The 26456-nt window shown below is 61.9% G+C and carries 31 protein-coding genes; 4 read left to right on the top strand and 27 right to left on the bottom strand.

Going from position 1 to position 26456, the window contains the following annotated elements; all coding sequences use genetic code 11:
* Nucleotides 1–58: 58 nt before the first annotated feature.
* The 25 genes from rpsH to rplK all read right to left on the bottom strand — a co-directional run bounded on the left by rpsH (nucleotide 59) and on the right by rplK (nucleotide 20676).
* On the bottom strand, nucleotides 59–457 hold the full coding sequence (gene rpsH / locus PHE40_RS05730) for a 30S ribosomal protein S8 (protein ID WP_299959291.1): 399 nt from the start codon (nucleotides 455–457) through the stop codon (nucleotides 59–61).
* 15 nt (nucleotides 458–472) lie between these two features.
* Complete coding sequence (rpsN, locus tag PHE40_RS05725; protein WP_299959289.1) at nucleotides 473–778, bottom strand: 30S ribosomal protein S14; 306 nt, start codon at nucleotides 776–778, stop codon at nucleotides 473–475.
* A gap of 71 nt (nucleotides 779–849) precedes the next feature.
* Nucleotides 850–1410, bottom strand: coding sequence for a 50S ribosomal protein L5 (rplE, locus tag PHE40_RS05720; RefSeq protein WP_299959287.1), 561 nt, complete (start codon nucleotides 1408–1410; stop codon nucleotides 850–852).
* A gap of 10 nt (nucleotides 1411–1420) precedes the next feature.
* A complete protein-coding gene (gene rplX, locus PHE40_RS05715) occupies nucleotides 1421–1741 on the bottom strand; it encodes a 50S ribosomal protein L24 (protein ID WP_299959284.1) in 321 nt (106 codons plus the stop codon).
* 1 nt (nucleotide 1742) lies between these two features.
* Nucleotides 1743–2111: a 50S ribosomal protein L14 gene (rplN, locus tag PHE40_RS05710; RefSeq protein ID WP_299959281.1), complete on the bottom strand. Its 369-nt coding sequence runs from the start codon at nucleotides 2109–2111 to the stop codon at nucleotides 1743–1745.
* 12 nt (nucleotides 2112–2123) lie between these two features.
* Nucleotides 2124–2390 carry a 30S ribosomal protein S17 gene (gene rpsQ, locus PHE40_RS05705; protein ID WP_284257404.1) on the bottom strand — a complete coding sequence of 89 codons (267 nt, stop codon included), beginning with the start codon at nucleotides 2388–2390 and terminating at the stop codon, nucleotides 2124–2126.
* Nucleotides 2391–2399: 9 nt separating this feature from the next.
* Entirely contained in the window at nucleotides 2400–2606 is a 207-nt protein-coding gene (gene rpmC, locus PHE40_RS05700; RefSeq protein WP_284257442.1) for a 50S ribosomal protein L29, read from the bottom strand.
* Nucleotide 2607: 1 nt separating this feature from the next.
* Complete coding sequence (gene rplP / locus PHE40_RS05695) at nucleotides 2608–3024, bottom strand: 50S ribosomal protein L16 (protein ID WP_284257403.1); 417 nt, start codon at nucleotides 3022–3024, stop codon at nucleotides 2608–2610.
* A 12-nt stretch (nucleotides 3025–3036) separates the two neighbouring features.
* The gene (gene rpsC, locus PHE40_RS05690; RefSeq protein ID WP_299959274.1) at nucleotides 3037–3714 is read right to left on the bottom strand and encodes a 30S ribosomal protein S3; all 678 of its coding nucleotides are present in this window, start codon (nucleotides 3712–3714) and stop codon (nucleotides 3037–3039) included.
* A gap of 1 nt (nucleotide 3715) precedes the next feature.
* Entirely contained in the window at nucleotides 3716–4165 is a 450-nt protein-coding gene (rplV, locus tag PHE40_RS05685; protein WP_299959271.1) for a 50S ribosomal protein L22, read from the bottom strand.
* 1 nt (nucleotide 4166) lies between these two features.
* Nucleotides 4167–4445: a 30S ribosomal protein S19 gene (rpsS, locus tag PHE40_RS05680; RefSeq protein ID WP_284257400.1), complete on the bottom strand. Its 279-nt coding sequence runs from the start codon at nucleotides 4443–4445 to the stop codon at nucleotides 4167–4169.
* 3 nt (nucleotides 4446–4448) lie between these two features.
* Entirely contained in the window at nucleotides 4449–5282 is an 834-nt protein-coding gene (gene rplB / locus PHE40_RS05675; protein ID WP_299959266.1) for a 50S ribosomal protein L2, read from the bottom strand.
* A 10-nt stretch (nucleotides 5283–5292) separates the two neighbouring features.
* Entirely contained in the window at nucleotides 5293–5604 is a 312-nt protein-coding gene (locus tag PHE40_RS05670) for a 50S ribosomal protein L23 (RefSeq protein ID WP_299959263.1), read from the bottom strand.
* A complete protein-coding gene (gene rplD / locus PHE40_RS05665) occupies nucleotides 5601–6215 on the bottom strand; it encodes a 50S ribosomal protein L4 (protein WP_299959260.1) in 615 nt (204 codons plus the stop codon). Before rplD ends, PHE40_RS05670 begins: the two co-directional genes overlap by 4 nt.
* Before the next feature lie 4 nt (nucleotides 6216–6219).
* A complete protein-coding gene (gene rplC, locus PHE40_RS05660) occupies nucleotides 6220–6894 on the bottom strand; it encodes a 50S ribosomal protein L3 (RefSeq protein ID WP_299959257.1) in 675 nt (224 codons plus the stop codon).
* Between the two features lie 14 nt (nucleotides 6895–6908).
* Entirely contained in the window at nucleotides 6909–7217 is a 309-nt protein-coding gene (rpsJ, locus tag PHE40_RS05655; RefSeq protein WP_008494541.1) for a 30S ribosomal protein S10, read from the bottom strand.
* Nucleotides 7218–7258: 41 nt separating this feature from the next.
* Nucleotides 7259–8446, bottom strand: a complete 1188-nt coding sequence (gene tuf / locus PHE40_RS05650; RefSeq protein ID WP_299959254.1) for an elongation factor Tu — start codon at nucleotides 8444–8446, stop codon at nucleotides 7259–7261.
* Nucleotides 8447–8493: 47 nt separating this feature from the next.
* Entirely contained in the window at nucleotides 8494–8970 is a 477-nt protein-coding gene (gene rpsG / locus PHE40_RS05645; protein ID WP_299959252.1) for a 30S ribosomal protein S7, read from the bottom strand.
* A 14-nt stretch (nucleotides 8971–8984) separates the two neighbouring features.
* Nucleotides 8985–9356 carry a 30S ribosomal protein S12 gene (gene rpsL, locus PHE40_RS05640; RefSeq protein WP_183265836.1) on the bottom strand — a complete coding sequence of 124 codons (372 nt, stop codon included), beginning with the start codon at nucleotides 9354–9356 and terminating at the stop codon, nucleotides 8985–8987.
* Nucleotides 9357–9737: 381 nt separating this feature from the next.
* Nucleotides 9738–13898: a DNA-directed RNA polymerase subunit beta' gene (gene rpoC / locus PHE40_RS05635; protein WP_299959249.1), complete on the bottom strand. Its 4161-nt coding sequence runs from the start codon at nucleotides 13896–13898 to the stop codon at nucleotides 9738–9740.
* Nucleotides 13899–13953: 55 nt separating this feature from the next.
* Nucleotides 13954–18141, bottom strand: coding sequence for a DNA-directed RNA polymerase subunit beta (gene rpoB / locus PHE40_RS05630; RefSeq protein ID WP_299959246.1), 4188 nt, complete (start codon nucleotides 18139–18141; stop codon nucleotides 13954–13956).
* 131 nt (nucleotides 18142–18272) lie between these two features.
* The gene (gene rplL / locus PHE40_RS05625; protein WP_299959243.1) at nucleotides 18273–18653 is read right to left on the bottom strand and encodes a 50S ribosomal protein L7/L12; all 381 of its coding nucleotides are present in this window, start codon (nucleotides 18651–18653) and stop codon (nucleotides 18273–18275) included.
* Between the two features lie 93 nt (nucleotides 18654–18746).
* Nucleotides 18747–19271, bottom strand: a complete 525-nt coding sequence (gene rplJ, locus PHE40_RS05620; RefSeq protein WP_291424953.1) for a 50S ribosomal protein L10 — start codon at nucleotides 19269–19271, stop codon at nucleotides 18747–18749.
* 273 nt (nucleotides 19272–19544) lie between these two features.
* Complete coding sequence (gene rplA / locus PHE40_RS05615; protein ID WP_299959241.1) at nucleotides 19545–20237, bottom strand: 50S ribosomal protein L1; 693 nt, start codon at nucleotides 20235–20237, stop codon at nucleotides 19545–19547.
* A gap of 4 nt (nucleotides 20238–20241) precedes the next feature.
* The gene (gene rplK / locus PHE40_RS05610; protein WP_284257388.1) at nucleotides 20242–20676 is read right to left on the bottom strand and encodes a 50S ribosomal protein L11; all 435 of its coding nucleotides are present in this window, start codon (nucleotides 20674–20676) and stop codon (nucleotides 20242–20244) included.
* A gap of 159 nt (nucleotides 20677–20835) precedes the next feature.
* On the opposite strand from rplK, the gene pncA reads away from it, so the two are divergent.
* From pncA to PHE40_RS05595, 3 genes are read left to right on the top strand one after another with little or no spacing between them, the layout of a single operon-like run.
* The gene (gene pncA, locus PHE40_RS05605; RefSeq protein WP_299959239.1) at nucleotides 20836–21453 is read left to right on the top strand and encodes a bifunctional nicotinamidase/pyrazinamidase; all 618 of its coding nucleotides are present in this window, start codon (nucleotides 20836–20838) and stop codon (nucleotides 21451–21453) included.
* A 10-nt stretch (nucleotides 21454–21463) separates the two neighbouring features.
* Nucleotides 21464–22375 (top strand): glycosyltransferase, encoded by a 912-nt coding sequence (locus PHE40_RS05600; protein ID WP_299959237.1) that lies wholly within the window; start codon nucleotides 21464–21466, stop codon nucleotides 22373–22375.
* A complete protein-coding gene (locus PHE40_RS05595; protein WP_299959234.1) occupies nucleotides 22372–23193 on the top strand; it encodes a sulfotransferase in 822 nt (273 codons plus the stop codon). The genes PHE40_RS05600 and PHE40_RS05595 overlap by 4 nt, the downstream gene beginning before the upstream one ends.
* 235 nt (nucleotides 23194–23428) lie before the next feature.
* Here the strand turns inward: PHE40_RS05595 and PHE40_RS05590 are convergent, their stop codons facing one another.
* The gene (locus PHE40_RS05590; protein WP_299959232.1) at nucleotides 23429–23605 is read right to left on the bottom strand and encodes a hypothetical protein; all 177 of its coding nucleotides are present in this window, start codon (nucleotides 23603–23605) and stop codon (nucleotides 23429–23431) included.
* 98 nt (nucleotides 23606–23703) lie between these two features.
* Nucleotides 23704–24216, bottom strand: coding sequence for a cold-shock protein (locus PHE40_RS05585; RefSeq protein ID WP_366523586.1), 513 nt, complete (start codon nucleotides 24214–24216; stop codon nucleotides 23704–23706).
* 361 nt (nucleotides 24217–24577) lie between these two features.
* Between PHE40_RS05585 and PHE40_RS05580 the strand changes: the two genes are divergently transcribed.
* On the top strand, nucleotides 24578–26344 hold the full coding sequence (locus PHE40_RS05580) for a DEAD/DEAH box helicase (protein WP_299959226.1): 1767 nt from the start codon (nucleotides 24578–24580) through the stop codon (nucleotides 26342–26344).
* The last annotated feature ends 112 nt before the right edge of the window (nucleotides 26345–26456 follow it).

Genomic DNA, 26456 nt, shown 5'->3' with positions numbered 1-26456 from the left:
ACGCCAGCGGGAAGTTCGACGGGATATTTGCCAACACGTGACATATCTTGCTCTCCCCTTAAAAGACGCGGCAGAGAACTTCGCCGCCAACATTGGCGGCGCGGGCTTCCACATCGCTCATCACGCCGCGCGGCGTGGAGAGGATGGAAACACCGAGACCCGAATACACGCGCGGCAGTTCCTTGATCTTGGAATACACGCGCCGGCCAGGGCGTGACACGCGGCTGATCTCTTTGATCACCGGCTGACCCTCGCTGTATTTCAGCTCGATGCGCAGCTGGGCGATACCAGGGCGCACTTCCTCACGGGTGAACCCGCGAATAAAGCCCTCGCGCTTCAACACGTCCAGAACATTGGCGCGCAAATTGGAAGCCGGCGCAACACACATGGTGAGACGCGCGTGCTGCGCATTACGAATACGGGTGAGCATATCACCCAACGGATCGGACATCGACATTCTAGCGCCCTTTCCTTACCAGCTGGCTTTAACAACGCCAGGGATCTGACCCTGGCTGGCCAGATCGCGGAAAGCGATTCGGCAAAGCTTGAATTTACGATAATTACCGCGCGAACGGCCGGTCAGCTCGCAGCGCAAACGAACGCGAACCTTCGCGCCGTTGCGCGGCAGTTCCGCCAGCTTGATGCTCGCCTCAAAACGATCTTCCACCGGAAGCGTGCGATCCATGATCACATCCTTCAGCGCGGCACGCTTGCTCTTGTCACGGGCGGCCATGCGCTCGCGCTTTCCATTTCGGTTGACCTGCGATGTCTTAGCCATATTTTTGCAACCCCTCCGGAACCTACTGGATCAGCCCAGCCGTTTTCCAAAACTCTTAAAAAATCAAACGTTCACTTGGCGAACGGTAGATTGAACCCCTTGAGCAAGGCCTTCGCCTCGGCATCCGTTTTCGCGGTGGTCACGAAAATGATGTCCATGCCGCGGATCGCATCAACCTTGTCGTAGACAATTTCAGGGAAAATAATCTGTTCCTTGAGACCCATGGCGAAGTTGCCGCGGCCATCAAAGCCCTTATTCCCCGGAATGCCGCGGAAGTCGCGCACGCGCGGCAACGCGATGGTCACCAGACGGTCAAGAAATTCGTACATCTTGGCCTTGCGCAGCGTAACCTTACAGCCGATCGGCAGGCCAGCGCGAATCTTGAATCCGGCGATAGCCTTCTTCGCAATCGTCTTCACCGGCTTCTGCCCGGCGATGAGGGTTAGCTCAGCAACGGCGGCGTCCAGCTTCTTCTGGTCGGCAGCAGCTTCACCAACACCCATATTAATGACGATCTTTTCCAGCGTCGGCACTTCAAACGGGTTCTTGTAGCTGAATTCCTTCAGCATCTGCTCCCGCACAACCTCGCGGTAGTACGTCTGCAGGCGCGGCAGGGCTTTCACTTCACTCATTGCGGCCTCCTCAGCCATCAATCGCCGTGCCGCTCTTGCGAGCAACACGAACTTTGCGGCCACCATCCAGAACGCGGAAGCCAACCTTCGTAGGCTTATCCGTGCTCGGGTCGATCAATGCCAGATTGGATAAATGCACAGCAGCCTCGCGTTCTACGATACCGCCCGGCTGCCCCATGCCTTTCGGCTTGGTGTGGAGCTTCGCTACCGCCACGCCCTGCACCACGGCGCGGTCTTCCTTAGGAATCACGCGCAGCACTTCGCCGCGGCTTCCCTTGGAAGCACCAGAAATAACCAGGACCTTGTCGCCCTTCTTAATACGAGCAGCCATATTACAGCACCTCCGGCGCCAGGCTGATGATCTTCATGAACTTCTTCGCGCGAAGCTCACGCACCACCGGCCCAAAAATACGAGTCCCGATCGGCTCACCCTGCTTGTTCAGCAAAACAGCCGCATTGCGGTCAAAACGGATGGCACTGCCATCAGCGCGGCGCACCGGGAAGGCCGTCCGCACAACCACAGCCTGGTGCACATCGCCCTTCTTCACCTTGCCGCGCGGAATGGCATCCTTGATGGAAACCACGATCACATCACCGACAGACGCCGTCTTGCGCTTGGAGCCGCCGAGCACCTTGATGCACTGCACGCGCCGCGCACCGGAGTTGTCAGCCACATCGAGGTTCGACTCTACGATAATCATTTTTCAAATCCCTCAGACGCTGGCCTGCGACTCGGCAAGTGCCGAACCATTGCGCTCAGTCACGATCCAGGTCTTGCGCTTGCTGATCGGCGCGCATTCCTCAATGCGGACCAGATCACCCTCAACACAGACATTGGCTTCATCATGCGCCGCATATTTCTTCGAGCGGCGGATGAATTTTTTGTACAGCGGATGCATGATACGACGCTCAACAAGAACCGTAATGGTCTTGTCCATCTTGTCGCTCACAACCCGCCCGGTCAGAACACGTTTCGGCATGTTATCCTCTTAACCCGCAACTGCCGAACGCGCGCGCTCAGCCAGAATTGTCTTCACCCGTGCAATATCGCGCCGCACCGCACGCACGCGGCTGGTGTTCTCCTGCTGGCCGGTCGCGCGCTGGAAACGCAGATTGAACTGCTCCTTGCGCAGATCGAGCAACAAGCTCGTCAGTTCGTCCGGCGTCTTCGCACGGATGTCGCTTGCAACCGTCATCTCACGCATCTCCAATCCGGGTAACAAATTTCGTCCTGATCGGCAGCTTCGCTGCCCCCAGAGCCAGGGCCTCGCGGGCCAGCGGCTCAGCAACGCCGTCGATCTCAAACACAATGCGGCCAGGATGCACGCGCGCAACCCAGAACTCAGGGCTACCCTTGCCCGAGCCCATACGCACTTCAGCCGGCTTGGTGGAGACCGGCAGATCCGGGAAAATCCGGATCCACACGCGCCCCGCACGCTTCATGGCGCGGGTGATGGCGCGGCGGGCCGACTCAATCTGGCGCGCGGTAATACGTTCCGGCTCCAGAGCCTTCAGACCGAAAGCACCAAAGTTAAGCTGCGTGTTGCCCTTGGCCAGGCCGTGAATACGGCCCTTGTGAGCTTTACGGAACTTTGTACGCTTAGGAGACATCATCGCAAAAAATCCTTAGCGCTGCGGTGCTTGCTCGGCCGCGCGCTTGTCTTGCGCCAGCGGGTCCTGCACCAGAACTTCACCCTTGAAAATCCAAACCTTCACGCCGCAAGCGCCATAGGTCGTCTTCGCCGTGGCCACACCGTAGTCGAGATCAGCGCGCAGCGTGTGCAAAGGCACCCGGCCCTCACGATACCACTCAACACGCGCGATTTCAGCGCCGCCCAAACGGCCGCCGCAGGTGATCTTGATCCCCTGCGCGCCAAGGCGCATCGCGGACTGCACCGCGCGCTTCATCGCACGGCGGAAAGCCACGCGGCGCTCCAGCTGCTGCGCGATATTCTCGGCCACCAGCGTTGCGTCAATTTCCGGCTTGCGGATTTCCATGATGTTCAAGGAAACCTCGGCCTTCGCCATCGCTGACAATTCCTTGCGCAGCGAATCGATGTCCTGGCCCTTCTTGCCGATCACGACACCAGGGCGCGCGGCATAAATCGTCACGCGCGGCTTCTTCGCCGGGCGCTCGATCACCACCTTGGAAACACCAGCCTGGCTAAGCTTGGCGCGCAAATGGTTGCGCAGCTTCAAATCATCATGCAGCAGACGGGCATAGTCCTTGCCAGCATACCAGCGGCTGTCCCACGTACGGGTAATGCCAAGGCGCAGCCCGATCGGATTGATCTTGTGACCCATGTTATGCGGCCTCCCCGGCTGCTTTAGCGGTTTCAGACTTCTTGTGACCCGGGCGGGTATCGCGCATCGCCTTCTCAGACGGCTCACGCTCCTCCACCACGATCTTCAGATGGCTGAACCACTTCTCCACGGTCGCGGAACGGCCGCGGCCACGCGCATGGAAACGCTTCATCACAATGCCACGGCCCACTTCGGCCAGCTTCACAACCAGCTTATCAACGTCGAGCTGATGGTTGTTCTCGGCATTCGCAATCGCGCTCTCAAGCGTCTTCTTCACCTGCTTGGCGATGCGGCGCTTGCTGAAGGTCAGATCCGCGAGGGCGCGGCCAGCTGGCAGGTTGCGAATCGATTCAGCGACCAGATTCAGCTTGCGCGGGCTCACGCGCATATTGCGCGTAATCGCCTGTGCCTGAATGTCCTCAAGGCCGCGTTCGGCTTTCGGTTTGCTCATCTCAGCCCCGCTTCGCTTTCTTGTCGGCCGAATGACCCGTAAAGGTCCGTGTCGGCGAGAATTCACCGAACTTATGGCCAACCATGTTTTCGTTCACCTGCACCGGCAGGAACTTCTTGCCGTTGTAGACGCCAAACGTCAGCCCCACGAATTGCGGCAGAATGGTAGAGCGGCGCGACCAGATCTTGATGATCTCATTGCGGCCAGAAGCGCGCGATGCCTCCGCCTTACCCAACAGATACCCGTCAACAAACGGGCCTTTCCAAACAGAACGTGACATCTATCAGCCCTTCCCGCTCTTAGCGCGGCGGATGATGAGATCATCCGTACGTTTATTGCTACGCGTCTTCGCACCCTTGGTCGGCTTGCCCCACGGCGTAACCGGATGCCGGCCACCAGAGGTACGGCCCTCACCACCACCATGCGGGTGATCAACCGGGTTCATCACAACACCGCGGTTATGCGGACGGCGGCCCATCCACACCCGGCGGCCAGCCTTGCCAAGCTGCTCGTTCTGGTGATCAGCGTTCGAAACCGCGCCGATCGTCGCCATGCACTCAGCGCGCACAATGCGAAGCTCACCGGACATCAGCTTGACCTGGGCATAACCTTGGTCCTTGCCAACCAGCTGCGCGAAAGTGCCGGCCGAGCGTGCCATCTTGCCACCGGCGCCCACTTTGAGCTCGATGTTATGGATGATCGTGCCAACTGGGATCGCGGCCAGCGGCATCGCATTGCCGGGCTTAATATCAACGCGCAGACCAGAAATCACCGGATCGCCAGCCTTCAGGCGCTGCGGCGCCAGGATGTAAGCCAGCTCGCCATCCGCATATTTGATCAGCGCGATGAACGCGGTGCGGTTCGGGTCATATTCCAGACGCTCGACCGTCGCCGCCACATCAAATTTGCGGCGCTTGAAATCAACAACACGATACGACTGCTTGTGTCCACCGCCGCGGAACCGGCTGGTGATGCGGCCGTGGTTGTTACGCCCGCCGGTCGAATGCTTGCCCTCGGTCAGCCCTTTAACAGGCTTGCCTCTCCACAGCTCGCTGCGGTCAATCAGGACGGTGCCGCGAAGGCTCGCCGTGACGGGATTAAAATGCTTCAGTGCCATAGTCCGCGCCTTATGCCAGACCGGTTGTGAAATCGATGCTCTCGCCTTCGGCGAGGGTCACGAACGCTTTCTTCACGTCAGAGCGCACACCAGGACGGCCCTTGAACCGCTTGGTCTTGCCCTTGGTGATCAACGTATTCACACCAGTTACTTTTACTTTGAACAGGGTCTCGATCGCCGCCTTGATTTCCGGCTTCGTCGCATCGGACGCAACCTTGAAAACAAACTGGTTCTTCTCGGAAAGCAGCGTTGCCTTCTCGGTGATATGCGGCGCGCGCACGACTTCGTACATCCGCTCCGGCGTAATCTTCAGGGTGCTCATGCCAGGCGCTCCTTCAAGCCATCAATGCCGGCCTTGGTGATCACCAGCACGTCATGCTGCACGATGTCGTACACATTGGCGCCAATCACCGGCAAAATATCCAAACCCTGGACATTGCGGCTGGCACGCAGGAAATTCTGGTCCACGGCGGCATCGACGATCAACGCCGACTTCCAGCCGAAGTTCTTCACCTTCGCGGCCACATCCTTGGTCTTCTCCAAAGAGCCGACAGCATCCAGAACAACCAGCTTGCCCTCGGCAGCCTTCAGCGAGAGCACCGAAAGCAGGCCCAGACGGCGGACCTTCTTGTTCAGGTTATAGCCATGGTCACGCACAACCGGCCCATGCACCACGCCACCCGTCCGGAACTGCGGCGCGCGCAAAGAACCCTGACGCGCATTACCCGTGCCCTTCTGCTTGAACGGCTTGCGGGTCGTGCCCGAAACCTCGCCCATGCCCTTGGCCTTATGGTTGCCGGAGCGGCGCTTGGCCAGCTGCCAGTGAATCACGCGCGCAATCACATCCGCGCGCGGCGCAATACCGAAAATCTCGTCCGGCAGCTCTGCGCTGCCAGCGGTTTTCGCATCCATATCGTAAATATCATATTTCATCGGCTCAACCCTTCAATGCTGCAGGGTAGGCGGCATCAGCCGGCCGTGCCTTCTTGATCGCATCGCGCAGCAGAACATAGCTGCCCTTGGAGCCCGGCACAGCGCCACGGATGAGCACAAGATTGCGCTCCTCATCCAGCCCCGCAACCTGCAGGTTCAGCGTGGTCACGCGCTCCTGGCCGAGATGGCCAGGCATTTTCTTGTTCTTGAAGGTCTTGCCCGGATCCTGACGGTTACCGGTCGAGCCAAGGCTACGATGGCTGACGGAAACGCCGTGCGAGGCCTCAAGACCCGCGAAGTTCCAGCGCTTCATGCCACCGGCAAAGCCCTTACCCTTGGTGATGCCCGCCACGTCGACAAACTGGCCAACCGAGAAATGCGACGGCGAAAGCTGCGCGCCAGGCTGCAGCAGCGCATCGTCCGCAACGCGGAACTCAACCAGCTTCATCGAAGGTTCCACCTGAGCCTTCGCGAAATGCCCCTTCTGCGGCTTGCTCACATTCTTCGGCTTGGCCTTGCCAAAGCCGAGCTGCACAGCGGAGTAGCCGTCGTTTTCAACAGTCCGCGCCGCCACAACCCGCACCTCGTCGAGGTGAAGAACCGTGACCGGCACATGCGTGCCGTCCTCTTTGAACAACCGGGTCATCCCCAGTTTTTTTGCAATTACACCGGTACGCATAATACCACCTAAGCTTAGATCTTAATTTCGACTTCAACGCCCGCAGCGAGGTCCAGCTTCATCAGCGCGTCCACGGTCTGCGGGGTCGGGTCAACGATATCCAGCAAGCGACGATGAGTCCGAATCTCGAACTGCTCGCGGCTCTTCTTGTCCACATGCGGCGAGCGGTTCACGGTGAACCGCTCGATATGTGTCGGCAACGGAATTGGCCCCCGCACCTGCGCGCCTGTACGCTTCGCCGTGTTGACGATGTCCTTCGTGCTGTTGTCCAGCACGCGGTGATCATACGCCTTCAGGCGGATACGGATGTTTTGGTTGTCCATCTTAACTCAAGCTCTTTTCACAGATACAGGGGGGCCGAAACTTACTTCGTTACCTTGGCGACAACGCCCGAACCAACGGTCCGGCCGCCTTCGCGGATGGCGAAGCGCAGACCATCATCCATGGCAATTGGCGCGATCAACTCAACGTCGATCGTCACGTTATCACCAGGCATCACCATCTCGGTGCCCTCCTGCAGGGTCACCACACCGGTCACGTCGGTGGTGCGGAAGTAGAACTGCGGGCGATAGTTGGTGAAGAACGGGGTATGACGGCCACCCTCTTCCTTCGTCAGAATATAGGCCTGACCCTGGAACTTGGTGTGCGGTGTGATGGAGCCCGGAGCCGCCAGAACCTGGCCGCGCTCAATGTCTTCACGCTTGGTGCCGCGCAGCAGCGCACCGATATTGTCGCCGGCTTCGCCCTGATCGAGCAACTTGCGGAACATTTCAACGCCGGTGACAATGGTTTTGGTCGTCGGACGCAGACCAACGATCTCAACTTCCTCACCAACCTTGATCACGCCGCGCTCAACGCGCCCGGTGGCCACGGTGCCACGGCCGGAAATCGAGAACACGTCTTCGACCGGCATCAGGAAGGGCTTGTCAATAGCGCGTTCCGGCTGCGGAATGTACTCGTCAACCGCCTTCATCAGCTCCAGGATCGCCTGCTCGCCAATTTCCGGGGTCTTGTCTTCCAGGGCGGCAACAGCCGAACCCTTGATGACCGGGATATTGTCACCGTCGAAGCCGTACTTGCTCAGCAGCTCGCGCACTTCCATCTCAACCAGCTCAACCAGATCGGGGTCAGCCAGGTCCATCTTGTTCAGGAACACGACCAGCGCCGGCACGCCAACCTGGCGGGCGAGCAGGATGTGCTCACGGGTCTGCGGCATCGGGCCGTCAGCCGCGGAAACAACGAGGATCGCGCCGTCCATCTGCGCGGCGCCGGTGATCATGTTCTTCACATAGTCAGCGTGGCCGGGGCAGTCGACGTGGGCGTAATGGCGGTTGGCAGTCTCGTACTCAACGTGGGCGGTCGAGATCGTGATGCCGCGGGCGCGCTCTTCCGGCGCCTTGTCGATCATATCGTAAGCGGTGAAGGTCGCGCCGCCAGACTTCGCCAACACCTTGGTGATGGCGGCTGTCAGCGAGGTCTTGCCATGATCGACGTGGCCGATCGTGCCAATGTTCAGATGCGGCTTATTCCGCTCAAATTTTGATTTGGCCATTTGTCTGCTCCGTGCGGGCTAAAAACTTAAAGATTTGGTTGTCGTATTTACCAGCGGTAATGGCTGAAAGCCTTGTTGGCTTCGGCCATACGGTGGGTGTCCTCACGCTTTTTAACAGCAGAACCGCGATTGTTCACCGCATCCTGCAGTTCGTTGGAGAGACGCTCTTCCATCGTATGCTCGCCGCGCTTGCGGGCTGAGTCGATGATCCAGCGGATCGCCAGAGCCTGGCGGCGCTCGGAGCGCACTTCAACCGGCACCTGATAGGTCGCACCACCAACGCGGCGCGAACGCACTTCAATCGCCGGCTTCACATTGTCGAGCGCTTCGTGGAACAGGCGCACCGGGTCGGCATTCGCCCCGCCACGCTTCTTCAACACATCAAGCGCACCGTAGACAATGCCTTCGGCGGCGGATTTCTTACCATCGTACATCAGCACGTTCATAAAACGGCTGATCACAATATCCCCGAACTTTGCATCCGGGAGAACTTCGCGTTTTACGGCGCGGTGGCGTCTGCTCATATCTCTGCTCTCTCTTACTTCGGCCGCTTCGCGCCATACAGCGAGCGGCGCTTACGGCGCTTGGGCAAGCCCTGCGTATCCAGCACACCGCGCAGGATGTGGTAGCGCACGCCCGGCAAGTCTTTCACGCGGCCGCCGCGGATCAGCACCACGGAGTGCTCCTGCAGGTTATGGCCTTCACCGGGGATGTAGCTCACCACCTCGAAACCATTGGTCAGGCGCACCTTGGCGACCTTACGAAGCGCCGAGTTCGGCTTCTTCGGCGTGGTCGTATAAACGCGCGTGCAAACGCCGCGCTTCTGGGGGCAACCCTCAAGGGCCGGCACCTTGTTCCGCTTCGGCGCGGGCTCACGGCCCTTGGCGATCAACTGATTAATGGTCGGCATATCTCATCCTGCTTCGTGTGTTCCCCGTACCCCGGATTATTCCAGATCAGGTCATCCATAAAAAACGGCCGCAAGCCGGAACATCCTGCTTGCGGAAACGCCTCCAGCACGCGGCCTTAGTCCCGGTCTCCCGGGACGGCGCCGCACGCGCCAGATTTTTCATCGACAACCCGCGCCTGAAGAAGTCCCAGAGCCACGAGAGCGCCTTCCTTAAGAGCCCCCCACCCCCAAGTCAAGCATTAGCGCCCGACTCAATGTCAGAAAAACCCAGGTAACGGTTTTGGGCATGGCTCGCGCGCGCCGCCCGCCCGCCACAACGCGAAACGGCGCCCCAGGGCGGGGCGCCGTTCCATATAACCGGCCAAACAGGCTGTCTCCAGCCTACTCCGCGGCGTATTCCGGCTTGCTCAGCGCGGGGCGCTGCCCGCCCAGGGCCTGGCGGTCCCGCCCGGCCGCAACGGAGCGCAGACGGTTCATCACGCTGCCCGTACCCGCCGGGATCAACCGCCCGACGATCACGTTCTCCTTCAGGCCCGACAGCGAATCCATCTTGCCGGCGGTGGCCGCTTCGGTGAGCACCCGAGTCGTCTCCTGGAAGGAAGCGGCCGAGATGAAGCTCTGCGTCTGCAAGCTCGCCTTGGTGATTCCCTGGAGCACCGGCAAGGCCACGGCCTTGCGTTCGTCCTCGGCCAGCTTGCCGTTCTCGATGTCGAACTCCACCCGGTCCACCAGCTCGCCCACCAGGAAGGTAGTGTCCCCCGCCTCGGTGATTTCAACCTTCTGCAGCATCTGGCGCACGATCACTTCAATATGCTTATCGTTGATCTTCACGCCCTGCAGACGATAGACGTCCTGGATTTCATTCACCAGATAGTCAGACAGTGCTTCAACGCCGAGCACGCGCAGAATGTCATGCGGCACGCGCGGGCCATCCACCAGCGGGTCGCCCCGGCGGACATAATCGCCCTCCTGCACGGACACATGCTTGCCCTTGGGCACCAGATACTCAGTATCTTCCCCGGTCTCGTCGTTCTTCACGATCACGCGGCGCTTGGCCTTGTAATCCTTGCCGAACTCCACGCGCCCGTCGATTTCCGCGATAATCGCATGATCCTTCGGCCGCCGCGCCTCGAACAACTCCGCCACCCGCGGCAGACCGCCGGTGATGTCGCGGGTCTTGGAACCTTCGCGCGGAATCCGCGCCAGCACGTCGCCATCGGCCACGCTTGCCCCGGGTTCCACCGAGAGGATGGAGTCCGGCGCCAGGAAGTAGCGCGCCTCGGCGCCGTTGGTCAGGCGCACGATCTCGCCCTTGGCGTCCTTCAGCAGCAGCCGCGGCCGCAAATCCGCCCCGCGGGCTGACTGCTTATAGTCGACCACGACCTTCGAGGTCAGACCCGTCACCTCGTCAACCCGCTCCACCAGCGTGATGCCCTCGATCAGATCCGCGTATTCCACGATACCCGCGCGCTCGGTGATGATCGGCAGGGTGTAGGGATCCCACTCGGCCAGCTTCTGGCCGCGCGTCACCGTTGCCCCCTCGTCGCCCAGCAGCCGCGCGCCGTAGGGTACACGGAAGCGCGCGCGCTCCCGGTTGGCGTTATCGGTAATGATAATTTCGCAATTACGGCTCATCACCACCGGCACGCCCTGGCTGTTCGTCACCACGTTGCGGTTCCTGATCGCGATGGTGCCGTCATGGCTGGCCTCCACGTTGGACTGCTCGGCCCCACGCTGCGCCGCACCGCCAATATGGAAGGTACGCATGGTCAGCTGCGTGCCCGGTTCACCGATTGACTGCGCCGCGATCACGCCCACGGCCTCGCCGGCATTCACCGGCGTTCCGCGCGCCAGATCGCGCCCATAGCAATGGCCGCAAACCCCGATCTTGGTATCGCAGGTGAGCACGGAGCGGATCTTCACCGACTCCACGCCCGACTTCTCGATCTTCTCGGCCTCGGATTCCTCGATCAACACATTCGCCGCGACAATCTCGGTCCCGCTGGCCGGATCGAGCACCGCCGCCGCCGTGGTCCGGCCCAGCACGCGCTCGGCCAGGCTGGAGACGACCTCACCACCATCCATCACAGCGCTGACCGTCAGGCCCCGCTCCGTGCCGCAATCTTCCTCGATGATGATGCAATCCTGCGCCACGTCGACCAAACGGCGCGTCAGATACCCTGAGTTCGCGGTCTTCAACGCCGTATCGGCAAGTCCCTTACGGGCGCCGTGGGTGGAGTTGAAGTAATCGAGAACCGAAAGACCCTCTTTAAAGTTCGCAATGATCGGCTGCTCGATGATCTCGCCCGAAGGCTTGGCCATCAACCCGCGCATACCCGCCAGCTGCGACATCTGCGCCGGCGACCCACGCGCGCCGGAGTGGCTCATCATCCACACCGAGTTGGTCTGCTTGCCGATCTCCTGGCGCGAGATCTCCTTCATCATCGCCGTGGCGACCAGGTCCTTACAACGTGACCAGGCGTCAACCACTTTATTATAGCGCTCGCCTGCCGTGATCAGACCATCCTGATACTGCTGCTCGAACTCGCGCACTTCCGCCTGGGTGGCCGCCACCAGCCCGGCCTTGGAGTCGGGGATCCGCATATCGTCCTTGCCGAACGAAATACCCGCCCGCGCCGCATGCTTAAAGCCAAGCCCCATCATGCGGTCGCAGAAAATCACCGCCTCCTTCTGCCCGCAATGGCGGTACACAAGGTCGATCACGTCGGAGACGTTCTTCTTGGTCAGCATCTTGTTGACAACCGAGAACGGCACATTCGGATTGAGCGGCAGCAACTGGCCGATCAGCATCCGCCCCGGCGTCGTCACCACGATGGACTTCTTCTTCACGTCGTCATGGCCGATCGATTCGACCCGCGCGCGGATCTTGTCATGCAGCTTCAGCGCCCCGGCCGACATCGCGAATTCGATCTCGGCAACCGAGCCGAACGCGCGCGCATCCTCATCCTGGGTCACGCCGAACTCGGTGGTCTCCAGCGAGAGATAATACAGCCCGAGCACGATATCCTGGCTCGGCACAATAATCGGCTTGCCGTTCGCGGGTGAGAGGATGTTGTTGGTCGACATCATCAGCACACGCGCTTCCAGCTGCGCCTCGATGGAGAGCGGCACATGCACCGCCATCTGGTCGCCGTCGAAATCCGCGTTGAAGGCGGTGCAAACCAGCGGGTGCAGCTGAATTGCCTTGCCCTCGATCAACACCGGCTCGAACGCTTGGATGCCCAGGCGATGCAGCGTCGGCGCGCGGTTCAGCATCACCGGATGCTCGCGGATCACCTCTTCAAGAATATCCCAAACCTCGGGACGCTCCTTCTCAACCATCCGTTTCGCGGCCTTGATGGTCGTCGCCAAGCCGTATTTCTCCAGCTTGGCGTAGATGAACGGCTTGAACAGCTCCAGCGCCATCTTCTTGGGCAGGCCGCACTGGTGCAGCTTCAGCTCCGGCCCCACCACGATGACCGAACGGCCGGAATAATCGACGCGCTTGCCCAGCAGATTCTGCCGGAAACGGCCCTGCTTGCCCTTCAGCATGTCGGAGAGCGACTTCAGCGGGCGCTTGTTGGTGCCCGTAATTGCACGGCCGCGGCGGCCGTTATCGAACAGCGCGTCCACCGATTCCTGCAACATGCGCTTCTCGTTGCGCACGATGATATCCGGCGCGCGCAGTTCCATCAGCCGCTTCAGGCGGTTGTTTCGGTTGATCACGCGGCGGTACAAATCGTTCAAATCGGAGGTGGCGAAGCGCCCGCCATCCAGCGGCACCAGCGGGCGCAGCTCAGGCGGGATCACCGGCACCACATCCAGCACCATCCATTCCGGATGCGTGCCCGAGTCGAGGAAGTTCTCAACCAGCTTCAACCGCTTGACCAGCTTCTTGCGCTTGGTCTCGGAATTGGTCTCCTTCAGCTCGGCGCGCATGCGCGCCTTGTCCTCGGCGAGGTCGATGCCCAGCAGGATATGCTTGATCGCCTCGGCGCCGATGCTGGCGCGGAACCCGTCCTCGCCAAATTCATCCTGCTTATTGTAAAGCTCGTCTTCCGAGATCAGCTGGTGCAGCTTGAGGTCGGTCGTGCCCGGCTCGAGCACGATATACGACTCGAAATACAGCACCTTCTCGACATCTTTAAGCGTCATATCCAGCATCGTCGCGATGCGGCTCGGCAGCGACTTGAGGAACCAGATATGCGCGACCGGCGAGGCCAGCTCAATATGGCCCATGCGCTCGCGGCGCACCTTCGCCAGCGTCACCTCAACGCCGCATTTTTCGCAGATGATGCCGCGGAACTTCATCCGCTTGTACTTACCGCACAGGCATTCGTAATCCTTGATCGGGCCAAAAATCCGCGCGCAGAACAGGCCGTCCCGCTCGGGCTTGAAGGTCCGGTAGTTGATCGTCTCCGGCTTCTTGATCTCACCGTAGGACCAGCTGCGGATCTGCTCCGGCGAGGCGATCTGGATCTTGATCTGATCGAAAGTCGCGGCCTGACCGGTCTGGCCAAGAATCTTCATTAAATCATTCATCGTTCATCACCCTTGAACCGCCGGATGCGTGGTCACCCCCGCACCCGGCTATAGATTAGGTAGCGCTCTGTTCCAGATCGACGTTAAGCCCAAGCGACTTCAGCTCTTTCAGCAGCACGTTGAAGCTCTCGGGAATACCAGCCTCGAAATTATCCTGCTCGCGCACAATCGCCTCATAAACCTTGGTCCGGCCGGAAACGTCATCAGATTTCACCGTCAGCATTTCCTGCAAGGTGTACGCCGCGCCGTAAGCCTCCAGCGCCCACACTTCCATTTCACCGAAGCGCTGGCCGCCGAACTGCGCCTTGCCGCCCAGCGGCTGCTGTGTCACGAGCGAATACGGCCCGATCGAGCGCGCATGGATCTTGTCGTCGACCAGATGATGCAGCTTGAGCATATACATATACCCAACCGTCACCTTGCGCTCGAACGGCTCACCCGTGCGGCCATCCACCAGCACCGACTGCCCGGACACATCCATGCCCGCCTTCGCCAGCATCGCCTCAATATCGGGGATGCGCGCGCCGTCGAACACCGGCGTCGCAATCGGCACGCCCTTCTTGAGGTTGCCGCACAGCTCGATCAGCGCCCCGTCATCCATGCCGGCGATCTGCGCGTTGTAAATCTCCTCGCCATAGACATCCTTCAACAGGTCCAGCAGCTCCAGCTTGGCCTCGCCGGTGCGGCGGTATTCTTCCACCGCCACGCCGATCTGCTTGCCCAGATTCGCGCAAGCCCAGCCCAGATGCACTTCCAGAATCTGCCCGACGTTCATGCGCGAGGGCACACCCAGCGGGTTCAGCACCAGGTCAACCGGCGTGCCATCCGGCAGGAACGGCATGTCCTCAACCGGCACAACCCGTGAGACCACACCCTTGTTGCCGTGGCGTCCGGCCATCTTATCGCCCGGCTGCAGCTTACGCTTCACCGCCACGAACACCTTGACCATCTTCATCACGCCAGGCAGCATCTCGTCGCCGCGCTGCAGCTTCTCAACCTTGCTCTCGAAACGCTCCTGCAAGCGCTTCACCGCCGCATCAAACTCGCGCTTGAGAATTTCGATCTGCGCCATCACGGCGTCGTCCTGCACCACCACATTGCGCCAGGCGCCGCGCGGATGCTCAGCCAGCACTTCGGAGGTGATCTCAGTCCCCGCCTTAATGCCCTTGAAGCCCGAACCGGCAATCTGGCCCAGCAGCGTCTCGCGCAGCCGGTTCAGGAACGAGCGCTCCTGAATCGCGCGTTCATCGTCACGGTCCTTCGCCAGCCGCTCGATTTCCGCCCGCTCAATCGCCAGCGCGCGCTCGTCCTTGTCCACGCCGCGGCGGTTGAACACCCGCACGTCAACAATGGTTCCCGCCACACCCGGGGGCAGCTTCAACGAGGTATCGCGCACGTCAGAGGCTTTTTCGCCAAAAATCGCGCGCAGCAGCTTCTCTTCCGGCGTCATCGGGCTCTCACCCTTTGGCGTCACCTTGCCGACCAGAATATCGCCCGGGTTCACCTCGGCGCCGATATACACAATGCCCGCCTCGTCGAGGTTGCGCAGTGCTTCCTCGCCGACATTGGGAATATCGCGGGTGATCTCCTCCTGGCCGAGCTTGGTGTCGCGCGCCATGACCTCAAATTCCTCGATATGGATCGAGGTGAACACGTCATCGCGGGCAATCCGCTCGGAGATGAGGATGGAGTCTTCGAAGTTATAACCGTTCCAGGGCATGAACGCGCACAACGCATTGCGCCCCAGCGCCAATTCGCCCAGCTCGGTCGAAGGGCCATCCGCGATGATATCCCCCTCCGCGACTCTGTCACCAACCTTCACCAAGGGCCGCTGGTTGATGCAGGTGCTCTGGTTGGAGCGCATGTACTTACGCAGCCGGTAAATATCCACGCCCATGGTCGAGCCATCCTCGGCCGTTGCCCGCACCACGATGCGCGCGCCGTCGATCTGGTCGATCATACCCGCCCGCTTGGCGACAATGGTCGCCCCGGAGTCGCGCGCCACGGCCGCTTCCATGCCCGTGCCCACGATCGGCGCATCGGACTGAATCAGCGGCACCGCCTGGCGCTGCATGTTCGAGCCCATCAACGCGCGGTTGGCGTCGTCATTTTCCAGGAACGGGATCAACGCCGCGGCAACCGAAACCAGCTGCTTGGGCGACACGTCAATCGCGGTAACCTCATCGGGCTTGACCAGAAGGAAGTCGCCGTTGCGGCGCACGGACACGAGGTCGGCGGTAAACTTGCCATCCCCATCCTTCTTCGCATCGGCCTGCGCCACCGTCAGGCGCTCTTCTTCCATCGCGGAGAGATACTTCCACGAGGGCTGCACCACGCCATCCTTCACCAGCTGGTAAGGCGTCTCGATGAAGCCGTATTTATTCACCTTCGCGTAGGTGGCAAGCGAGTTGATCAACCCGATGTTCGGGCCTTCCGGCGTCTCAATCGGGCAAATCCGTCCGTAATGCGTCGGATGCACGTCACGCACCTCAAACCCGGCGCGCTCGCGCGTCAGGCCACCTGGCCCAAGCGCCGAGAGGCGGCGCTTATGCGTCACTTCCGAGAGCGGGTTGGTCTGGTCCATGAACTGCGAGAGCTGCGAGGAGCCAAAGAACTCGCGCACCGCGGCCGCCGCCGGCTTGGCGTTGATCAAATCATGCGGCATCACGCTGTCGATATCGACCGAGCCCATCCGCTCGCGGATCGCCCGTTCCATGCGCAACAGGCCCACGCGATACTGATTCTCCATCAGCTCACCGACCGAACGCACCCGCCGGTTGCCGAGATTGTCAATATCGTCGATCGCGCCGCGCCCGTCCTTCATCTCGCACATGATCTTCACGGTGCGCAGAATGTCTTCCTTGCGCAGCACGCGCACGGTGTCCTCTGCCTCCAAGCCTAAGCGCATGTTCATCTTCACGCGGCCCACAGCGGAGAGATCGTAGCGGTCGGCGTCGAAGAAGATCCCCTTGAACAGCGCCTCGGCGGTCTCGGAGGTCGGCGGCTCGCCCGGGCGCATCACGCGGTAGATGTCGATCAGCGCATCCTCGCGGTTGCTGTTCTTGTCCGCCGCCAGGGTGTTGCGAATCCACGGGCCGTTGGCCTGATCCACCGCCAGGGTCGGCAGCTCGTCAATCCCCTTGCCCTCTAGCAGCGCCAGCTTGGCTTCCACCAGCTCCTCGCCGGCCTCGGCAAAAATCTCACCCGTCTGCGGGTCATACATGTCAACGGCGATGAAGCGGCCCAGCAGATCGTTGCGGGCCACCAGCACACGCTTGGTCTTCTCGGCGATCTTGCGAACCACCCGCGCCGTCAGCTTCTCATCGTTCTTGGCGACCACCTCACCCGTATCGGCATCCACCAGATCCTCGATAAGCTTCTGGTTACGGAACGCCTCCGCCTCGAACGGGCGCGCCCACTGCCCCTTGGTGCAGGTAAACAGCACCTGACCATAAAACGCGCCCAGAATCTCCTCGGCGTCCATGCCTTTAATCTCGGCAATCTCCAGGCTCTCGCCCTTGGCCGCGCGCGCCTCGCGCAGCGCCTCGGTGCCAACGCTGGGGAGCGCGTAAAGCAGCGTCGTCACCGGCAGCTTGCGCTTGCGGTCGATGCGCACATACACGATGTCCTTCGCGTCGAACTCGAAATCGAGCCAGGAACCGCGATAGGGAATCACCCGCGCGGTGAACAAATACTTGCCCGACGAATGCGTCTTGCCGCGGTCATGGTCAAAGAACACACCGGGACTGCGGTGCATCTGCGAAACGATCACGCGCTCGGTCCCGTTGACCACGAACGTGCCGTTATCAGTCATCAGCGGCATGTCGCCCATGTAAACGGGCTGCTCTTTAATATCGCGGATTGACTTGGCGCCGGTATCCTCGTCCAAATCCCACACGATCAAACGGAGAATCACCTTCAGCGGCGCCGCATAGGTCATGCCGCGCTGAATGCACTCCTCAACGTCATACTTCGGCTCTTCCAGCTCGTAATGCACGAACTCCAGGCGGCCGCGCCCGGCAAAATCATCAATCGGGAATACCGATTTAAAAACCTCCTGAATACCCGAATGCGTCCGCGCATCCGGCTTCACGCGCATCTGCAGAAAGCTGTCGTAGCTCGCGCGTTGCACATCAATCAGGTTTGGCATGGGTGCGACTTCAGGGATGCGTCCAAAGCTCTTACGAATGCGCTTGCGGCCGGTGAAAGACCCTTTACCCAGACCACCATTCATCGCGTTCATCGTACTCACCCTCGCTTTTAAATTTTAGCTCAGTCTTACAAAAACAGGCGGCAGGCGATCACCAAACGGTAATCGCCTGCCCTTTAGGCATATAACCGCCGCGGCCAGTGGCCACGGCGGTGATAAGTGAATTACTTGACTTCGACCGTCGCGCCATTCTCTTCCAGTGTCTTCTTGATCGCGGCAGCCTCGTCCTTCGTCGCGTTTTCCTTGACGGTCTTCGGGGCGCCCTCAACCAGGTCTTTCGCTTCCTTCAGGCCAAGACCCGTAATGGTGCGAATTTCCTTGATGACGTTGATCTTCTTGTCGCCAGCGCTGGCGAGGATCACGGTGAACTCGGTCTGCTCTTCAGCAGGAGCCGCGGCAGCGCCACCACCGGCCGGCGCAGCGGCAACAGCCACCGGCGCAGCGGCGGAAACGCCCCACTTCTCTTCGAGGAGCTTGGAGAGCTCAGCGGCCTCCAGCACGGTCAGTTTCGACAGCTCTTCAACGAGCGCATTCAGGTCAGCCATTTAAAAAATCCTTTGTGTAAGTAGGCTTTGATAGGTTCATTGCAAGGCCGCACCACGCGGCCCCGCGAATTACGACAAGATCTCGAAGTGCCTTCAGGCCGCCTCGCTCTTGTTGGCATCGGCATACGCCGCGAAAACCCGTGCAAGCTGTCCGGCCGGCGCCTGGAGCACGCCCGCGACCTTGGTTGCGGGAGCATTGAGCAGCCCCAGCAGCTTGGCACGCAGCGAATCCAGCGACGGCAGTTCGGCAAGCGCCTTAACACCAGCTACATCAAGCAACTGGGTGCCAAGCGCACCGCCCACCAGAACAAACTTGTCATTGGTCTTGGCGAAGTCGACAGCGGCTTTCGCCACGGCAACCGGGTCTTTCGACCAGGAAATCGCCGTGGGCCCCTTCAGCAGGGGGGCCAAACCGTCAAACCGGGTTCCATCAAGAGCAAGCAAAGCCAGACGATTCTTCGCAACCTTGAAGCTCGCTCCCGCCGCCCGCATCTTCCGGCGCAGATCCGTAACCTCGGCAACCGTCATGCCCGCATTGCGCGTCACAACAACCATCGAGGTCTCGGCAAACACCGTAGACAACTCAGCGACGAATTCACGCTTCTCTATGCGATCCACATCCGTCTCCAACTTGCGGCAACGCACCACATGATGCGCCGCCAGATTACCCAAGGTGCTCCAGGACCATCCCAAAGCACCAATCGCCTGTCCTATTCATCAGAACCACCAAAACCCCTGCTTAACGCAAAGCCTCTGGCACCTCGTCTACCACTTGCGGGATCGCTCCCATCAAACCTCACGGTGCAAGCGGTCTCGGACAGGTATCAGCGGGGTTGCCCCCGCCTGCCCACGGCGGCCGTTAAGCCGCCATGTATCTCGTCAGCCTGAAACTCAGGCCGTAACGCTCGCCACATCCACGCGGATGCCCGGGCCCATCGTCGAGCTCATCGCAACCTTCTGCAAATAGGTGCCCTTCGCGCCCACCGGCTTGGCCTTCTGCACCGCGTCGATCAACGCCTTCGCGTTCTCGACCAGGCTGGCGTCATCAAAGCTCGCCTTGCCGATACCGGCATGGATGATACCGGCCTTCTCGGCGCGGAACTCAACCTGGCCGGACTTGGCAGCCGTCACGGCGCCCTTCACGTCCATGGTCACGGTGCCGAGCTTCGGGTTCGGCATCAGGCCGCGCGGGCCCAAAATCTTACCCAAACGGCCAACCAGCGCCATCATGTCCGGGGTGGCGATGCAACGGTCGAACTGAATGTCACCAGCCTGCACCTTCTCAGCCAGATCGTCAGCGCCCACCACATCGGCGCCGGCGGCCAGAGCTTCGTCAGCCTTGGCGCCACGGGCGAACACACCCACGCGCAACACCTTGCCGGTGCCGTTGGGCAGCGAGATCAGGCCACGCACCATCTGGTCGGCATGGCGCGGGTCGATGCCCAGGTTCAGCGAAATCTCGATCGTCTCATCGAACTTCGCCTTCGCATTCGCCTTCGCCAGGGCCACAGCCTCGGTCAGGGCATAATTCTTGTTGCGGTCCACATTGGCGCGGGCGGCGGTCAAGCGTTTATCATGTGCCATCGGTTCAGCCCTCCACCACGGTCACGCCCATGGAGCGCGCCGAGCCAATCAACATCCGCACCGCGCCATCAACATCGTTGGCGTTCATGTGGATCATCTTCTTTTCCGCGATCTCGCGCAGCTGCGCCATCGTCACCTTGCCAACCGCGGCGCCCTTGCCCGGCGTGGTCGTGCCTTTGGTGATGCCGGCAGCTTTCTTCAGGAAGTAGGTGTTCGGCGGCGTCTTCATCACGAAGCTGAAGGTACGGTCACCAAACGCGGTGATCACGACCGGAACCGGCATGCCGGGCTCAAGCCCTTGCGTGGCGGCATTGAATTCCTTGACGAACTGCATGATGTTCAAACCGCGTTGGCCCAGCGCCGGACCCACCGGCGGTGAGGGGTTCGCCTTGCCTGCGGGGATCTGCAGCTTGATGTAACCGACAATCTTCTTTGCCATTTCTGGCTCCTTAATCCTTTGGCACGCGCCAACGGACCGCGGTACAACCGGCCGGGCGAACCATCACCCAACCTCCCACGTTCCTTGAGGGGCGCAGCCTTACAGTATTACCCGCCCCCCTGTCTATATCTCCGGCGGCAAATTGCTTATATCCCTGCCATGCAAAACAACGCCGCCCTGCTGGTGATCGATGTCCAGAACGATTTCTGCCCCGGCGGCGCGCTGGCCGTGCCGGACGGCGCCGCCATCATCCCCCTCATCAACCGCCTCGCCGCCAAATTCGCCACCGTGGTCCTCACGCAGGACTGGCACCCCCCCAGCCATATTTCCTTCGCCGCCAGCCACCCGGGCAAAGAGCCGTTCCAGACAATCGCGCTCCCCTACGGCGAGCAGGTGCTCTGGCCCACCCATTGCGTGCAAACAACCCCAGGCGCCGCTTTGCACCCTGATCTCGCCATCCCCCACGCCGGGCTGATCCTGCGTAAGGGCCTGCACCCTAACGTCGACAGCTACTCAGCCTTCCTGGAAGCCGACCGCACCACCAGAACCGGGCTGGACGGCTATTTCACCTCGCGCGGCATCACCGAGCTCTACCTCTGCGGCCTCGCCACCGACTATTGCGTCGCCTGGTCCGCCGAAGACGCCCGCCGCTTCGGCTTCAAAACCACCGTCATCGAGGACGCCTGCCGCGCCATCGACCTCAACGCCTCCCTCGCCGCCGCCTGGAGCCGCCTGCAAGCCGCCGGGGTCACCCGCGCCCACAGCGCCGCGCTGTAATCGCTCAACCATGGAAATGCTGTTCACCCGCGACTTCACCGGCTTCTCCGGCGGGCACCTTAAACACCACGACTATCTGCGCCACACCGTAGCCAGCGGCCTCGCCGCGCCAGTGCTCTACCAGACCCCTGGCTCCGCCGGGGTCCCCGGTAACCCGTTTGCCCATTGCGGCGTCCCGCAGATCACCACACTCCGCCCCTTCCCGGCCTATTTCCTCGCCGGCATGGACTGGTCCCTGCTCGACGACGCCGGCATCGCCCCAGGCGCGGCGCCGGTCATCAACCTCATCCAGGGCCTGCGCCACGCCGAGCCCGGCACACCGCTCTTCGCCTACCTCGCCCGCCCCGCGCTGCGCATTTGCGTCAGCCAACAGGTCGCGGACGCCATCGCCCCCTTCGCCAACGGCCCGGTGCACACCATCCGCAACGGCATCGAGATCACCCCGCCGCCGCCGCGCCCGCTCACCGCGCCCGCGCGCATCTTCATCGGCGGCGCTAAAAACCCGGAAATGGCCCATGAAATCGCAGCCCTGCTGCAAGGCGAAACAGAGCTCGACCTGCTGACAACCATGTGCCCGCGGGAAGAATTCATCGCCCGGCTGGCCGCCGCCAGCATCTGCGTGCTGCTGCCGCTGCGCGCCGAAGGCTTCTTCCTTCCGCCGCTGGAGGCCATGGCGCTCGGCCGCGCCATCGTGGTGCCCGACTGCACCGGCAACCGCGGCTTCTGCCTGCCTGGCGAAACATGCCTGATGCCCGCATACAACGCCGCAGCCCTGGCCGACGCCGCCCGCGCCCTCGCCCGCAACCCGGCCCAACGCGCCGCCCTTGCCGAGTCCGGCACCAAAATGACGGCAAACCACACCCTCGCGGGCGAGCGCGCCGCCTACATTACCCTGCTGCGCCAATTCCTCAACGCCGCATGACCACCACGCTCCTCACCGGCCTGCCCCGCTCGGGCACCACTTTGGTCTGCGCCTGCCTCAATTCGCTGCCCAACTGCGTCGCCCTCACCGAGCCCATGAGCGTCCCGCTGCACGGCAACGCCGAGCAGGCCCTCAGCGAGGTCGCCGCTTTCGCCCGCGCCACGCGCGAGGGCATCCTGCGCGATGGTTTTGCCCCTTCCATGAGCCGCGCGGGCCTCATGGTCGACAATACCTTCGAGGAAGTGAGCCACAACGGAAACCTCAGGCGCAGTGCCGCCAAGGTCGCCGCTGTCAAAATCGAAAAACCGCTGACGGCGGATTTCAACCTCTTCATCAAGCACCCGGCCTTCTTCACCGCCCTGGCCCAGCCACTGGCGGAAGCCTTCGCGTTCTACGCCATCGTTCGACACCCGCTGGCCGCGCTGGCCTCCTGGCAATCGGTGGATTTCCCCGCCCGTCAGGGCCGCATGCCCGCCGCCGAAGCCTACGCCCCCGCCCTGCGCGAGCGCCTGGAACAAATCGCAGACCCGCTGGCGCGCCAGATCGCGCTCATTCAATGGATCTTCCAACGCTACCGCAACCTGCCGCCCGGTCATGTGCTGACCTATGAAGCCCTGGTGCGCGACCCCGAATCGGTCCTACGCCCACTGTCGGGCGCCTCGGCCGCCATCCATCACCCGATCCGCGAAATCAACCTTAAAACCCGCTACCCCGGCGTGGATTTCGGCGCGCTGGCGCAAGCCCTGCTGCCAATCGAGGCCGACATCGAGCCGTTCTACCCCGGTTTCGCCGCCAGCCTGCGCCATTTGCCTGGCTAGATCACTCTAGAGCCTGATTGGTTTAAGTGTGATCAGGCCTTTTTTTCTGAGGGCGATTCACGCTTTCGGCTCGCTCGGCTGAGCGAACCTCAAACGATCGCACTCTAATACCAGCCCGCCAAGAGCTTGACTCTCTGGGTTTGGTGGCGGGCTGGTATAAGCTCTTGATTTTGCGCGCGGCCGCCCCACCAGCCCCGCGCGCATACCTGTCAGCCTTAAGGCTGACAGGTATAAATCACGCCTGTTCCGCGTCTCCGCCCGGCGCCTCACCAACCGGCAGCTCAGCCGCCGGTTGCTCATCACCGGCCACCTCGCCCAGCCTCTTTTTCGCCTTCGCCTTGGCCTCTTTCTTGGCCTGCTTGGCGCGGTTGCGCTCCGCCCGCTCCAGCCCGTAATTCACTTTAAACGCCATTCCTGCCGCCCTTCACATCCGAAAAACAAAAATGCCAAAATAAAAGCGGGCCCACATGCCGTGAGCCCGCCTCAAAAATCACGTCCAGGGAGAAAAGCTCAGTCGACGCTGATCGAGCTGACTTCCGGTCCCTTGGCGCCCTGCACGACGTTCATGCGCACCGACTGGCCTTCCTGCAACGGCGGCAAACCGGCCTGCTCCAACGCGGTGGCGTGTACGAACACATCCTTGCCGCCGCTCTGCGGGCTGATAAAGCCAAAGCCCTTGGTGGCGTTGTACCATTTAACGATGCCGGTCATCTCGACCGCCGGGCCGGATGCCTGCTGGCGCGGCGCGCGCGGGCCGGAAGGACGCGGACGGTCGAACCCGCCACGATCCCCACCGAAACCACCCCGGCCGGCCGGCGCTTCGCCGGTGCCCTCGGTGACGGAAATCACCTGATCAACCTGGCGGCCTTTCTGGCCCTGGCCAACGCGCACCTGTAGGATGGACCCTGGGGTCACCGCCTGGAAGCCGGCATTCTGCAAGGAATTGGCATGCAAGAACACATCGCCCGAGCCATCCGCCATTTCCACGAAGCCAAAACCCTTCTCAGAGTTGTACCACTTCACAGTGGCCTTAGCCTCCGGCGCGGAGGACGCAGACCCAAACCCTGAAAAAGACGGCGGGGGGGGCGGCGTATTGCCAAAGAAATTGTCGTCGTCAAAACCACGGCGACGCGGTTGCCGCTGGCGGTCATTTTTCGGGGGTCGCACTATTTAAATAGTCCTCTTGTGATCGTTCAGGTATAATTGTTAAAGCTGCCCGGCCCAGCCGAGCGAGGGCAACATAGGGCACGTCCGCGCCGCCATCAATCCCGAAATACCCCTCCCGCGCCCTCATGCAACCTAAAATGCGGGTTATTTCCCAAAACATCGCTCAAACTTCACACGCAGACCTAGCCCTGGCCCCCGCGCCGGGGTAGGAGCCGCCATGCCCTTCCCCATAAAGAATCCGGCGCTCGCGCGCGCCCTGGCCGCGCGCGGCTATAACGACCTCACCGAAGTCCAGCTCGCCGTGCTCGCGCCCGAGGCCGAGGACCGCGATCTGCTGGTCTCCGCCCAGACCGGCTCCGGCAAAACCGTGGCCTTCGGCCTGGCGCTGGCATCCACCATTTTGGGCGATTCCGAGCGCCTGCCCGCCACCATCCTGCCTCTGGTCCTGGTCATCGCCCCCACGCGCGAGCTGGCCTTGCAGGTCCATACCGAACTCACCTGGCTTTACGAGCCGGCCGGCGGGCGCGTCGTCTCCTGCGTCGGCGGCATGGATGCACGGCGCGAGGCCCGTCTGCTCGCCGCCGGTTGCCACATCGTGGTCGGCACCCCCGGCCGGTTGCAGGACCATATCAACCGCGACGCCCTCAAGCTCGACGAATGCGAGGCCGTGGTGCTGGACGAAGCCGACGAGATGCTCGACCTCGGCTTCAAGGATGAGCTGGAGTTCATCCTCTCCGCCGCGCCCGAATCCCGCCGCACCTTGCTGTTCTCCGCCACCATCGCGCGGGAAATCGCCAACCTCGCCCGCAAATATCAACAAAACGCCCTGCGGATCGATACCGTCGCCCGCAACCAGCCGCATGCCGACATTGAATACCGCGCCATCCGCGCCGGCGGCCACGAGATCGAGCAGAGCCTCGTCAACCTGCTGCGCTTCCACGATTCCCGCGCCTTGGTGTTCTGCGCCACGCGTGACACCGTGCGCCACCTGCACGCCAGCCTACTCGCGCGCGGCTTCAACGCCGTCGCCCTCTCGGGCGAGCTCTCCCAGAACGAGCGCAACACCGCGCTCAACGCCCTGCGTGAAGGCCGCGCCCAGGTCTGCATCGCGACCGACGTCGCCGCCCGCGGGCTCGACCTGCCAGACCTTGACCTTGTGATCCATGCCGATCTGCCGGCCAACAAGGCCACCTTGCTGCACCGCTCCGGGCGCACCGGCCGCGCCGGGCGCAAGGGCATGTGCCTGGTCCTGGTCTCGCCCTCCAAACGCCGCCGCGCCGAGCTCCTGCTCGGCTCCGCCAACATCGAGGCCATCTGGCAGGACCCGCCGACCGCAGCCCAGATCAAGGCCCGCGACCAGGAGCGCCTGCTGGAGGACGAAATCCTCACCGCCGCCCCCTCCGAGGATGAACTTGCCCTGGGCGCCAAACTGCTGGAACGCCAGGACGCCGCGACCATCGCCGCCGCCCTCATCCGCCTCTACCGCTCACATCTGCCCGAACCCGCGAATGTGACCATTCAGCCCCCCGCCCCGCGCGAACCCTTCGCCACCCGGCCTGAACGCGGGCCGCGCCCCGCGCGTGAAAACGCGCCCTTTGAGCGCCGCACGGACAACGCCCCCATGGCCTGGTTCCGCTCGCCCATCGGCCGCAAACATAATGCCGACCCCAAATGGCTGATCCCGCTGATCTGCCGCCTCGGCGGCATCACCAAGGCGGAAATCGGCGCCATCCGCATTTTTGACCGTGAAACCAAGTTTGAAATCTCAGCCCCCGTGGCCGAAGCCTTCGCCGCCGCCATCACCGCCCCCGGCGTGACCGATCTGCTGGTAGAGCCCAGCACCGCCCCCGGCGCAGGCCCGGCGCGCGCGCCTGGGCCGCGCCCGGAGAAAACCAAATTCACCCGCGCCGCGCGCCAGGAAAGCGCCAAGCCGAACGAGCAGGAGCGCCGCCGCAAGAACAAGGTGCTGAAAAAAGCATATTGATGCCGCCAGGGCGCTAGAACGCGATCGTTTGAGGTTCGCTCAGCCGAGCGAGCCGAAAGCGTGAATCGCCCTCTGAAAAATAGCCAGAGCCTGATCACACTTATACCAGCCC

The sequence above is a fragment of the Acidocella sp. genome, assembly GCF_028687955.1.
In the GTDB taxonomy this organism is placed as follows: domain Bacteria; phylum Pseudomonadota; class Alphaproteobacteria; order Acetobacterales; family Acetobacteraceae; genus Acidocella.
Note: the sequence above shows the minus strand (reverse complement) of the source record. Positions and strands in the feature narration are given on the sequence as shown.

What these genes read in the sequence shown, in the direction of transcription:
- rpsJ (WP_008494541.1), bottom strand. Translation starts at nt 7,217, where the DNA reads ATGGACAACCAAAACATCCGTATCCGCCTGAAGGCGTATGATCACCGC.
- rplV (WP_299959271.1), bottom strand. Translation starts at nt 4,165, where the DNA reads ATGAGCAAACCGAAAGCCGAACGCGGCCTTGAGGACATTCAGGCACAG.
- PHE40_RS05600 (WP_299959237.1), top strand. Translation starts at nt 21,464, where the DNA reads ATGGAAATGCTGTTCACCCGCGACTTCACCGGCTTCTCCGGCGGGCAC.
- PHE40_RS05670 (WP_299959263.1), bottom strand. Translation starts at nt 5,604, where the DNA reads ATGAGCACCCTGAAGATTACGCCGGAGCGGATGTACGAAGTCGTGCGC.
- rpsL (WP_183265836.1), bottom strand. Translation starts at nt 9,356, where the DNA reads ATGCCGACCATTAATCAGTTGATCGCCAAGGGCCGTGAGCCCGCGCCG.
- rplX (WP_299959284.1), bottom strand. Translation starts at nt 1,741, where the DNA reads ATGGCTGCTCGTATTAAGAAGGGCGACAAGGTCCTGGTTATTTCTGGT.
- PHE40_RS05595 (WP_299959234.1), top strand. Translation starts at nt 22,372, where the DNA reads ATGACCACCACGCTCCTCACCGGCCTGCCCCGCTCGGGCACCACTTTG.
- rpsC (WP_299959274.1), bottom strand. Translation starts at nt 3,714, where the DNA reads ATGGGTCACAAGATCAATCCGATCGGGCTGCGCCTTGGCATTACCCGT.
- rpoB (WP_299959246.1), bottom strand. Translation starts at nt 18,141, where the DNA reads ATGAACGCGATGAATGGTGGTCTGGGTAAAGGGTCTTTCACCGGCCGC.
- rplA (WP_299959241.1), bottom strand. Translation starts at nt 20,237, where the DNA reads ATGGCACATGATAAACGCTTGACCGCCGCCCGCGCCAATGTGGACCGC.
- rplD (WP_299959260.1), bottom strand. Translation starts at nt 6,215, where the DNA reads ATGAAATATGATATTTACGATATGGATGCGAAAACCGCTGGCAGCGCA.
- rpsG (WP_299959252.1), bottom strand. Translation starts at nt 8,970, where the DNA reads ATGAGCAGACGCCACCGCGCCGTAAAACGCGAAGTTCTCCCGGATGCA.
- rpsS (WP_284257400.1), bottom strand. Translation starts at nt 4,445, where the DNA reads ATGTCACGTTCTGTTTGGAAAGGCCCGTTTGTTGACGGGTATCTGTTG.
- rplL (WP_299959243.1), bottom strand. Translation starts at nt 18,653, where the DNA reads ATGGCTGACCTGAATGCGCTCGTTGAAGAGCTGTCGAAACTGACCGTG.
- rpmC (WP_284257442.1), bottom strand. Translation starts at nt 2,606, where the DNA reads ATGACGGTTGCAAGCGACATCCGTGCGAAGACGCCGGACGAACTGACG.
- rplB (WP_299959266.1), bottom strand. Translation starts at nt 5,282, where the DNA reads ATGGCACTGAAGCATTTTAATCCCGTCACGGCGAGCCTTCGCGGCACC.
- rplE (WP_299959287.1), bottom strand. Translation starts at nt 1,410, where the DNA reads ATGAGTGAAGTGAAAGCCCTGCCGCGCCTGCAGACGTACTACCGCGAG.
- rpsH (WP_299959291.1), bottom strand. Translation starts at nt 457, where the DNA reads ATGTCGATGTCCGATCCGTTGGGTGATATGCTCACCCGTATTCGTAAT.
- rplK (WP_284257388.1), bottom strand. Translation starts at nt 20,676, where the DNA reads ATGGCAAAGAAGATTGTCGGTTACATCAAGCTGCAGATCCCCGCAGGC.
- rplN (WP_299959281.1), bottom strand. Translation starts at nt 2,111, where the DNA reads ATGATTATCGTAGAGTCGAACCTCGATGTGGCTGACAACTCCGGTGCG.
- rplP (WP_284257403.1), bottom strand. Translation starts at nt 3,024, where the DNA reads ATGATGTCTCCTAAGCGTACAAAGTTCCGTAAAGCTCACAAGGGCCGT.
- pncA (WP_299959239.1), top strand. Translation starts at nt 20,836, where the DNA reads ATGCAAAACAACGCCGCCCTGCTGGTGATCGATGTCCAGAACGATTTC.
- rplC (WP_299959257.1), bottom strand. Translation starts at nt 6,894, where the DNA reads ATGCGTACCGGTGTAATTGCAAAAAAACTGGGGATGACCCGGTTGTTC.
- rpoC (WP_299959249.1), bottom strand. Translation starts at nt 13,898, where the DNA reads ATGAATGATTTAATGAAGATTCTTGGCCAGACCGGTCAGGCCGCGACT.
- rpsQ (WP_284257404.1), bottom strand. Translation starts at nt 2,390, where the DNA reads ATGCCGAAACGTGTTCTGACCGGGCGGGTTGTGAGCGACAAGATGGAC.
- PHE40_RS05590 (WP_299959232.1), bottom strand. Translation starts at nt 23,605, where the DNA reads ATGGCGTTTAAAGTGAATTACGGGCTGGAGCGGGCGGAGCGCAACCGC.
- rpsN (WP_299959289.1), bottom strand. Translation starts at nt 778, where the DNA reads ATGGCTAAGACATCGCAGGTCAACCGAAATGGAAAGCGCGAGCGCATG.
- tuf (WP_299959254.1), bottom strand. Translation starts at nt 8,446, where the DNA reads ATGGCCAAATCAAAATTTGAGCGGAATAAGCCGCATCTGAACATTGGC.
- PHE40_RS05580 (WP_299959226.1), top strand. Translation starts at nt 24,578, where the DNA reads ATGCCCTTCCCCATAAAGAATCCGGCGCTCGCGCGCGCCCTGGCCGCG.